4 protein-coding genes and 2 tRNA genes are annotated in these 10,572 nt (G+C 63.2%); 4 read left to right on the forward strand and 2 right to left on the reverse strand.

The window, feature by feature from the left end; translation table 11 throughout:
- Positions 1-86: 86 nt before the first annotated feature.
- From CH290_RS24380 to CH290_RS24390, 3 genes are all read left to right on the forward strand, one after another.
- Positions 87-839, forward strand: coding sequence for a dienelactone hydrolase family protein (locus CH290_RS24380; RefSeq protein ID WP_033189323.1), 753 nt, complete (start codon positions 87-89; stop codon positions 837-839).
- Between the two features lie 73 nt (positions 840-912).
- Positions 913-1,002, forward strand: a tRNA-Ser gene (locus CH290_RS24385).
- A gap of 45 nt (positions 1,003-1,047) precedes the next feature.
- Positions 1,048-1,120 (forward strand) — tRNA-Arg (locus tag CH290_RS24390).
- Positions 1,121-1,247: 127 nt separating this feature from the next.
- Here CH290_RS24390 and car read toward each other — a convergent pair.
- Complete coding sequence (gene car, locus CH290_RS24395; RefSeq protein ID WP_033189277.1) at positions 1,248-4,787, reverse strand: carboxylic acid reductase; 3,540 nt, start codon at positions 4,785-4,787, stop codon at positions 1,248-1,250.
- A gap of 197 nt (positions 4,788-4,984) precedes the next feature.
- On the opposite strand from car, the gene CH290_RS24400 reads away from it, so the two are divergent.
- On the forward strand, positions 4,985-9,481 hold the full coding sequence (locus CH290_RS24400; protein WP_033189276.1) for a chemotaxis protein CheB: 4,497 nt from the start codon (positions 4,985-4,987) through the stop codon (positions 9,479-9,481).
- Between the two features lie 10 nt (positions 9,482-9,491).
- Here the strand turns inward: CH290_RS24400 and CH290_RS24405 are convergent, their stop codons facing one another.
- On the reverse strand, positions 9,492-10,562 hold the full coding sequence (locus CH290_RS24405; protein ID WP_230620982.1) for a lipocalin-like domain-containing protein: 1,071 nt from the start codon (positions 10,560-10,562) through the stop codon (positions 9,492-9,494).
- Positions 10,563-10,572: the final 10 nt, after the last annotated feature.

Below are 10,572 nucleotides of genomic sequence, written 5' to 3' on the forward strand. Positions count from 1 at the left end.
ACATTATGCGCTCGGCGTTCATGTGCATTTTCTGTGTGTCCGCCGGTATTGATGCGAGCGCCGCACGAGCGCACTAGTTTGGGTTCATGTCGGGAATCTTCACGGATGTGGCAGTGCTCCGAATCGATGTCGACCCCGGTGTGGTGGAAGCCGACACCGAGCAACCACCTGCGGTGCAGCAGAAAGTCCCCCTCACCGCCATCGAGCCCGAAGGCAGTGTGCGCGGCGGCATCGTCGTCCTGCACGAATCCCGCGAGATCCCCGCGTCGCTGCTGGACCTGTTGCGTGCCCTCGCGCTGGAGGGCTGGTTGGCCGTCGCGCCGGACCTCTTCCACCGCGACGCCGACACCGACGGCGACGAAGTATTCGGTGAGAACCTCTTCGCCGACTTCGACGCCACCTTCGACTGGCTCACCACCAGAGGCGTCTATCCGGACTGCGTCGGCGTCATCGGGTTCGACGACGCCGGGACCGCCGCCCTGATCGTCGCGACCAACCGTCCCATCGGGGCAGCCGTCAGCGTTGCGGCAGCCGGCATTCTCGAGCCGTTGAACGACGACGCCGTCGCGCTCGTCGAAGCCGCCCCGTCGCTTCAGGCGCCGTGGCTCGGCCTGTACGGCGAGAACGACCCCAAGACCCCACCCGAGCACATCGAGAGCCTGCGGGAGGCGGCGACGAACGCGTCCGTGGCAACCAACGTCGTCAGCTACGGCGGCCTCGGTCACCGCGCCGACGCGCCGCCGTCACCCGGCAGCGCCGAGGACGGGGATCCGACGGCGGCTGCCCTCGTCGAGGCGCAGACCCGAATCTTCGACTGGTTCGACTCATTCCTTCGCTGACCAGCCGTTTTGCGTTAACCGCGTAGGCATGTGTAATCTTCTTCCTCGGCGGTCCGAGAGGGCCGGCAGCCTAGGAGGCGTGCCAGAGCGGCCGAATGGGAGTCACTGCTAATGACTTGACCCTTCACCGGGTCCGGAGGTTCAAATCCTCTCGCCTCCGCCACGGTTGGTAGAGTTCTACCGGCCAGCAAGACCAACTGAATAACATGCGCCCGTAGCTCAACGGATAGAGCACTTGACTACGGATCAAGAGGTTAGGGGTTCGAATCCCTTCGGGCGCACAGAGGAGAGCCCCTGATCTGCGAGTTATCGCGGATCAGGGGCTTCTTCTTTCCGTCGGATCTATCCCGAGAGCAATCCGACCGGCAGTGAAGTGTCGAACGGGTGTGAGGCCTCTTCACCCACAGCTCACACGGGGGCGAGAAGGCCCAACTGTTCGAGATCGCTGAGGTACTTCTCGATCAACGCCCGATCCAGGTGCGGGATGTCGTCGGACTCTTCGCGGACCGCGGCTCGGAAGACGTCGGCGGGGAGATGAGACCCCGCTGCGGGGACGTCCGGGTGTGCGTATGCGTGCAGGAGGGGGAGCAGTGATCGAGACCTCTGCGGTTCGGGCAACTCGTCGATGGCAGCGGAGAACTTCGCAAACCACTCGTCGTAATCCTCGATACGCTCGATGCTCCTGCCGGACTCGATCATCCAGTCGACGAACGTGTCGAGCGAGATGCCGTCGTCGTGCGGATTGAGTACGTCGTAGGTGGTGTATCCGTCGACGGTGTCACCTCCCAGTGCGGTGATCGCGGCGGCACTGAAGTCGGCGGGAAGGCCGTCGTAGTGCGCGCGGGGGCGGCCTGCGTCGTCGAGCGGCGCTCCGGTGTCGCTGCGGTAGAAGCTGTTCGGTGCGATGCCCGTCGCTGCGATCGACAGCACCAGTCGGGTGAACACGTCGGGGACGTTCAACTGTCCGGACCACGTACTGTGCGCGAGGATCATGTCCGATCGGAACACCGTCACGGGAAGTCCGAGATCGTCGAAAGCATTGCGCAGAAGAACCTCACCTGCCCACTTCGAGGTGCCGTAGCCGTTGGCGTACGACTCGTCGACGCTGCGCGAGCTGCTCTCCACCCGAATGTCGCCGTTCTCGACGAATTCGTCGACGCCCGCCGCAACGGCCACGGTGGACAGGTACGTGACAGGCTTGAGGTGGTGGTGGGTGGCCAGTCGCACTATCTCGGCCGTACCGACAACGTTCGGGCCGAACATGTGCTGGTAGGGGAGTGCATGGTTGACCAGAGCGGCGGGGTGCACGATGCGATCGACCCGCGTGGCCAACGAGTTCCATGTGTTCTCGTCGAGTCCGAGCCGCCTTTCACCGATGTCGCCTGCGACGACCTCGAGTGCCGAGTCGGCGAGGGCTCGATACCTGGCGGACAGTTCCGCATCGCCCGAGTCGAACGCTGCATCGAGGCGCGCGCGTGCGTCGGCGGCGTCGCGGCCCCGGACGAGGCAGACGACGGTGCCGCCCACATCCGCCATGCGTTCCAACCATTCCAGCGCCAGGAATCTGCCGAGGTAACCGTTGGCCCCGGTCAGTAAGACCGTGCGCGTCGTCGGGCGCGGCCGCTCGGCGTCCTGCGCAGCTTTCAGTGCGTCGGTGGACAGGAACGCATCGAGGGTCAGATCGGATGCCTTCACCACCGTCGCACCGCGTCCGTGCACCGAATCGAACGTCACCGCATCCGTATCGGAGTCCTGGCGTGCGGAGATGTAGTCGGCGATTCCCCTCAGGTCGGTCGAGGGACCGGTGATCACTCCGACGGGGACCTCGATGTCGAAGATGTCCCTCAAAAGGTTCGAGAAGGTCAAGGCGGACAGAGAATCTCCCCCGAGATCGGCGAAGCGCACGTCGGGACTCACGTCGGTGCCCGCGCAGCCGAGCAGTGCCACCGCCGAATCGCCGACGGTCGCCAGCACAGGCGCGTCGGGTCCGCGGCGTCGCAGGTCGCGAAGTCGACCGGACTGCGATTCCTCCAGCTCGGTGTAGCGCGCTTCCAATGTCGCGCCGTATCGGTCGACGAGCTTGGGACGCAACTGTTTTCCCGCACCGGACAACAGTCCGTTGTCCTGCGTGAACGACTCGGTCTCCACGATCACCTCGCGCGGTACCTCGTAGGAGTTCAACCCTGCGTCCCGCGCGATCGTCTGAAGCGACGCCAGGATGGATCCCGGGTCGTCGACGCCGGGCGCGGGTACCACCACGGCGAGCAAGTAGGACCGTTGACTGTTTCCGTAGACGAAGATCTGGTCGACCAGATCGCTGGTACCGAAGACGGATTCGAGCCGTGCAAGTGCGACGAATTCACCCTGGGCGAGCTTGAGGACGTTCTTGCGTCGGTCCACGTAGGCGAGATGATCGGGCGCGAGTTCAGCCACGACATCGCCTGTGCGGTAGTAGCCCTCGGCGTCGAACATCTCGGCCGTGACCTCGGGACGCTTGTAGTAACCGGGCGTGATGGACTCGGTCTTCAGCAGCAGTTCGCCGCGAGGATGCGGTGTGTCGGTGACGAAGTATCCGAGCTCGGGTACGTCGTCGAGCTTGTAGTCGATGACCGGCGGACGACGGACGACGCCGTCGTGCAACACCATTCCCGCTTCGGTGGATCCGTAGTTGTCCTGGACTTGCGCGTCGAGCAGCTCGGCGACGAAGTCCTTCACCTCGGTGGCGATGGGCGCAGTGCCGACGACAGCGGCGAGCACGCGGCCGCCGAAGGTGTCGCGTCGGAATTCGCCCAGAACGACGTCGCGGACCGTCGCCGGGTCCGCGCCCGCGTCGACTCGGCGATCGATCTCCGCAAGCGCGGTGTGGCGAATCATCTCGCATACCCGGGGGACCAGAAGCGCCAGGGTGGGCCGTGTCAGGGAGAAGTCGTCGAACAGCGTCGACAGGTCGCTCGAGCCCGCGAAGGTGACGGTTCCACCTGCAGCAAGGGTGGAGAACACCAGACCGCGTCCGGCGAGGTGGCTCATCGGCAGGTAGTCCAGGGTGATCACGGGAAATCCTGGACCGGCGTCGGAGTCCGATTCCGAGCCCGTGCTGTGCCAGGCGCCCGTCCATGTGCCGGTCACGATGGCCTCGGTGTGGATCGCGCCCTTGGGCGTTCCGGTGCTGCCCGAGGTGTAGATCAGAGTGGCGAGGCGCTCGGGATCGTCGGATTCGACGAGTGGGTAAGGCCCTTGTGCTCGGCCTCGCTCGATCACGTCGGCGAGGGTCGAGAGTGAGACGGCGTCGAGCACGCGTGCGGCGGTGAGTCGCTCGCGGTCGGCGTCGACACGGTCGTCGTGGTCCAGAACGATCACGGTGTGTACCGAGGGGCTTTGCTGGGCGATCTCGATTGCCACCGCGAGGTTTTCGCTGTCCGCTGCGATGACGGCAGGCTCCACCTCGGCGACGATGTCGATCAGTTGCGCGGCGCTCGCACCGGCCTGCAGTGGCACCGCGACGGCGCCGAGCCGCACGGTGGCAAGCTCGACGATCGCGTAGTCCACACTGGCGAAACCGAGAGTCGCGACGAAATCACCTGGCTGAACCGGTTTCTCGCCATGCACGAGGGCGGCAGCCGTTGCGCCTGCACGGTCCCATGTCTCTGCGTAGGTGATCGTGTCGATGGAGGGGAGCAGGGACGCCGCGCCGTCGACGATGGTTCTGGCGCGCCGACCGAGCGCTGGTCGATCGCTGTATCCGATCATGACTTGTTGGACCACTGCGGCCAGATTCGGCTTCAGCGCGAGGGCTGCCGCGGCGACGCCGTGATCGGGTTCGGCCGAGCGGAACTGCTCGTCGGTGCGATGGAGTTCGGCGAAGCGGCGTCGTAATGCGTGGTCGGTGGCGGTTGTGGCAGTGCTGGAAGTCATGCGCGAGTTCCCCTCCGTGATCGGCATCGATTTCATTACCTAAGGTAAGGATATGCCCGGAGGGGAATCCGGTAATCGTGATGCTGGTCATAGAGTGGGTGGTCCGCTGGTGGGCGAAGGAAAAACATGCTCAGGTAATTGTGCGCGCGCCACACCAGCAGTGTCTTCGTGTGGCAGAGTGACATACTCTAGGCCCTGCAAGGCCGTCGGGTGGTCGTTCGAAGGGGAGCCTTGTGCGCGAGGATTCGAATGAAGCGGTGCCGGCGCTGCGGGTGATCGTTGTCGGTAGTTCGGCTGGTGGCCTCGAAGCGCTTACCTCGATGCTCGGAGCAGTCGAGGTAGGCCTGGGCTGGTGCGTCGTGGTAGCTCAGCACATGGCACCGACAGAATCCAGCGGGCTAGCTCACCTCCTCGGTCGTACGACGGACATGCAGGTCGTCGAAGCTGCGGACGGAGATCGACTCCGCGCGGACACAGTGTTCGTCGCGCCGCCAGGCCACGACATCTCGGTCGATGCTCACCACCTCGCGATCGAAGTCCCCAGCGCGAACACTCGGCCGTGGCCCAGCATCGATCATCTGTTCATCTCGGCAGCACGGGCGTTCGAGGACAGGTCCGTTGCCGTCGTCCTGTCCGGGACCGGGAGCGACGGAGCATCAGGAGTCGAGGCCATCGAGTCAGCCGGCGGTCTTGTCGCGGTTCAGGAGCTCGCAACCGCAGCTTTCGATCCGATGCCGACGGCCTCGTTTGCAACCGGATCGGTGGATATCGAGGCACCGGCGCATGACATACCTCGGGAACTGAAGCGCTGCCTCGACAGCACCGCGTCGATGCACAACAGTGATTTTCACACCGCCGAGCCGGCCGATGCCGTCGATCTCAGCCCGTCGCATCTCGATGACGTCCTCGAGGCATTGCATGCAGAAACCGGGCTCGACTTCTCGGGATACAAGACCTCCACCCTGGGACGTCAGATAGCCCGTCGACAACGCCTTCTGGACATTGGAAGCGCGACTGCGTATGCCGGTTTTCTACGCGCCACTCCCGCCGAGGCGACGTCACTGTCGAGGGCGCTTCTCGTGACAGTGACGGCGTTCTTCCGTGACCCGGACATCTGGGACGGTGTCCGTGAGCATCTGCACACAGTCGTCGACGCATCAGCCGATCGAATCCGGATCTGGGTGCCCGGCTGTGCAAGTGGGCAAGAGGCCTACACAGTCGCAATGCTTACTGCCGACGTTCTCGGTATCGGGCCAGACGAACTGTCGGGCCGTGTGAAGATCTTCGCCACGGACCTCGACGAGCAAGCACTGACTGTCGCACGAGCGGGGAGATACCCATCGATCGAGGCCGATGAAATTCCTGACCGCTATCGTCGTCAGTGGACGCGCACCGTAGACGGCATGGTGGAAATTGTTCCCGCGCTGCGCGAGTGCATCGTGTTCGCTCGGCACAATGTCGCGTTCGATCCGCCGTTTCCCAATCTCGATCTGATCTCTCTCCGCAACACGCTGATCTACTTTCAGCCGCGACTGCAGGAGCAAGTGCTGCACCTGTGCCAGTTCGCCTTGAACCCAAAGGGGTTGCTTCTGCTCGGCCAGAGTGAACGCGTTCCACGTACGGATGAAGCATTCACCGTCGTCGACCCCGATCGCCGGCTCTATCGGAGGCGACAGCATCCTCGTGTATTCGGCCTCCCACTCCGCGGCGTCTTTCCAGCCGCCCGTTCGCCTAAACAAACCGAGCAGGTCGATGTTTCGCCCCACGCCTCCGCCGTCGATCGAGAGTTCTACCGTGACATCGTCAAATCTGTTGTTCCGTCTGCGCTGATCGTCGACGACAGGTCGATCCTCATCGAGGTCGTCGGCGATGTCGCGCAGTGGTGCACGATCAGCGAGGGCGTCCACAGTGGCAGCGTCGTAGACCTTCTGAAAGAGCAATACCGCCCGACGGTTCGTGCAATGCTCAGTCAAGTCCAGCACAGTGCACCGAAAACAACGACCCGAACGATACGATCCAACGAAACAACTACTCGGATATCGGTCACCCGGATCGGCTCCTCCCTCACCGATAGCAGTGGCGACGGTGCCATTGTCGCTTTCGAATCCGAACCAGTCCTTCACGGCGAACTTGCTCCGGAAACAGTGGGAGCGGGAGTTCAATTCAGCGACGAACTCGAAACCGTGTACGACGCACTTCAGGCGACAGTCGAGGACCTCAGCACGGCCAACGAAGAGCTGCAAGCCCTCAACGAGGAACTGCAGGCATCGTCGGAGGAACTGCAGGCGTCGTCCGAGGAGGTACAGGCGTCGAACGAAGAACTCGAAGCGACGAACGAAGAGTTGACGACGCTGAACCAAGAACTCACGACGCGTGGAACCGAATTGACTCGTGCGAACATCGACCTGGAGAATATTCAGAGTTCCCTCACCAATGGCCTGATCCTGCTGGACAGAGACCTCCGCGTCACTCGTTTCACGCCACTGGCGGTTCGCCTCTTCTCCCTCATCCCGTCTGACATCGGACGGACTCTCGGTGCGGTCCCGACCGCCATTGCCGTTCCCGGACTGGACGAAGCGTTACAGAGAACGTTGGGCGGGGATTCGATCATCATCGAGCTCGAAAGCGACCAGCGTGACTTGCTGATGCAGACGCAGCCCTACCGCGGAGACAACAGCGAGATCCTCGGCGTGATCGTGGTGGTGATCGACGTCAGTGACATCACAGCCGAGCGGCGGGCACGCGAACGGGCATTGACCAACCTCGAAATAGTCACCGAGTCCATTCGAGAACTTGTCTGGCAACGCGATACGTCCGGAGTGTTGACCCTCCTGACTCGCCGGGTCGAGGAGTTGTACGGTCTGGACCGGTCTCGTGTACTCGCCGACCCTTCGCTTCTCCTGGCCGCAGTGCATCCCGACGACCGCGAACGTGTAGCCGCTGTCTCCGCGTCGACGGACCCGAGTTGGCAGATCCAGTACCGAATCATCCGACCGGACGGCACGATCCGATGGATCGACGAGTCGGCCACCTTCATGCAACCACCCGACGGGTCGCCACCGGTGCGCGTGGGCAGCGCGTTCGACATTTCCGAGCAGCAGAAGCTCGCGGTGCATGTCGACGGCCAAGCCAAGCTCATCGAGTCCCTGTTTCTCAACTCGTCCCTGGGTTTGCTTCTCGTCGACGGTCGGGGGCGGATCGAGCGGGTGAGCCCCGTGATCGAAGCTATGACCGGATACACCGCCGACGCGCTCGCAGGGCGCACCCTGTCCAGTCTCGTTCCGTCGATCCAGTACGAGAACGAGAACCGGGTACCTACGAATCGTGTTCTGGTTCGCGCGGACGGTCACACCATTCCGGCGTCGGTCGAGTTCGTCGACGGCGCCGGGGCGGGCCGATCCGTTGTCGTCGTCCAGGACAGTTCCCGATTGCGTCGTCTGAGTGCAGAATTGGCCGCGCATGAACAGTTCGATCAGCAGACCGGCCTTCTCACGCGCACGTTCTTTCGTTCCCGTGCCACGGATGTGGTCGCTGCGAGCAACGAACCATCGGCGGTTCTGTGGATCGACCTCGACGGATTCAAGGAAGTCAACGACAGGTTGGGTCACCGGAACGGTGATCTGGTTCTCGGCGTCGTCGCACACCGTTTGAAAGGTGCAGTGCGCAAGGACAACCTGATCGGCAGGTTCGGGGGTGACGAGTTCGCAATACTCGTCAGTCGCGCAGACGATCTCGATGCTCTCGACAGCCTGGTTCACCGAATATTGAACGTCGTACGCGAGCCGATCGTCGTCGACGACTCCCACGCCTTCGTGTCGGCGTCCATCGGAATAGCCGTACAACCGACCGACGGCAACACAGCTGACGAGTTGCTCCACAACGCAGACGTCGCGATGTATTCCGCGAAGCAGAACGGCCGCGACCAACACATCTACTTCACTACTGAGATGGACCGCGATGCCGACGCGCGTGCAACTGTGCGCCACCAGCTCTCAGCGGCAGTGAGATCCCGCGACTTCGAGCTGTATTACCAACCGATTCGTTCGATCGCGACGGGCGATACAGCGATGATCGAAGCTCTTGTTCGGTGGAGACGAGACGGCGAGCTGATCAGTGCCAGCGAATTCATCGACATCGCCGCCGACACCGGCCAACTCCGCGCCCTCGGCCATCTCGTACTGGACTGCCTCATCGAGGACGTCGGCACACTGCACACACGGTTCGGTGCGGACCATCCACGCGTAGCGGTGAACATGTCAGCCACCGAACTGCGTGAACGCGACCTGATGGACAGACTTCTGGCGTGGCGTCCGGCCGGTGGTTTCGACAAAATCGTCGTCGAAGTCACGGAACAGATCACACTCACGCCCGGTGACCGCGCGTTCGGTGTCCTCACTCTTCTGCAGAGACTGGGCGCAACGATCAGTATCGACGACTTCGGTACCGGTTACTCCAATTTGGAGCTGCTCGGCCAACTGAAACCGGGAATCATCAAAATCGACCGTTCGCTGACCGAACGCGCTGCCGAAGACGCACGTGGAGAACGCATACTCGAAGCGGCGGTGGGGCTCGCACACGCTCTGGAGACCACGGCGGTCATCGAGGGGGTGGGGGACACGAGGTTGTCGGCTGTCGCAGCGGCGTCCGGAGCCGAGCTGGCCCAGGGCTACCACCTCGGACGGCCGATGTCCCTGCCGGACATCATCGATTCGATCTCCGGCCACATGTGACGCGAGGCGATCAGTTCAGCGCAACGAGCTCGTGCAATGTCCTCCCCGTCCGGACTTCGGTTGTACCGTTCCGGGTGACGGTGAGCTCGAAGGTCGAATCGAACCGGAAGTATCCCGGGTGTCCGACGAGTCGGTACAGCAGCGGCCGGACGGCTTTGTGGCCGGCCACGGGTACGTCGCTCAGCAGATCGTGTGCATGAACTACCGTGTCGACGGTCAGTATCAGCTTCACCACGCCGGGGATCTCGATCCGAAGCCACTCCGGATAGGCGCGGTTCGCGACGGCGTTGTACTTCATCGGCCCCTCCGAGACCTCTGCTTCACCGGAGCTGAGAATCACCTCGCCCTTGTACGCCAGCATCAGCGGTCGGCTCTCGTGCGCTCCGAGTCGCTCCTTCGTTTTGACCAGTGCGTAGAGCAAGGAGTAGTCGTCGTCGTACAGGCGCCCCCAGTGCCACCGATCGATGACGCTCTTCATGTCGCCTGCGCCCCAATTGTGGTCGGCGTACCCCCGTCCGGTGACGGTCTTCGTCTCTGCTCCGATCGTGATCGACCCCTCGACACGTGCACGGGGAGCAGCGACAACCCAACCGAACACATCGGTTCCACCGAAGAGGGTCTCGCCTTCGCCCGGCATCCAGCTGGGCAGCTCGTTGTGGAACCGCAGATCGAACGTCACGTCCTCTTCGGACAGCGACAGATGATGTATCGGTAGACCGTCCGGTGGGAATTCGGCCCAGGCGTGATTGGGTCCCACTCTCACGTCGCATCGAGCAATGGATGCCGAGGCCTGCTTCTTGGAGTATCGCGTGAAGATCTGACGGCGGGTACCGTCGGGCGCGTAGATCAAGATCTCGACGCTGGGTTTGGCGACCAATGCCGGCTCCTCGGGTCGCCGGAGGTTCAGGAAGCCGATGATGGTGTGTCCGTCGTCGAGGTGCGCGTCGAAGTACCAGTGCTCGAAACCCGTTCGGCTCCCGGGCACCGGATGCGCGCCGTTGTGTCTCGGTTGAACCGTGGTGAGGGCGGCGTCGGCTCTGCCGGGCCCGTTCCAGGTTTCGACGATCTCGGGAGCTGTCATCTGTTCATCT

Origin of the sequence: Rhodococcus sp. 06-156-4, assembly GCF_002259345.1 — a bacterium.
GTDB lineage: Bacteria > Actinomycetota > Actinomycetes > Mycobacteriales > Mycobacteriaceae > Rhodococcoides > Rhodococcoides fascians_E.

Bases quoted from the DNA above. Each gene is read 5' to 3' on its own strand.
- CH290_RS24380 (WP_033189323.1), top strand. From the start codon at position 87: ATGTCGGGAATCTTCACGGATGTGGCAGTGCTCCGAATCGATGTCGAC.
- car (WP_033189277.1), bottom strand. From the start codon at position 4,787: ATGAAATCGATGCCGATCACGGAGGGGAACTCGCGCATGACTTCCAGC.
- CH290_RS24405 (WP_230620982.1), bottom strand. From the start codon at position 10,562: ATGACAGCTCCCGAGATCGTCGAAACCTGGAACGGGCCCGGCAGAGCC.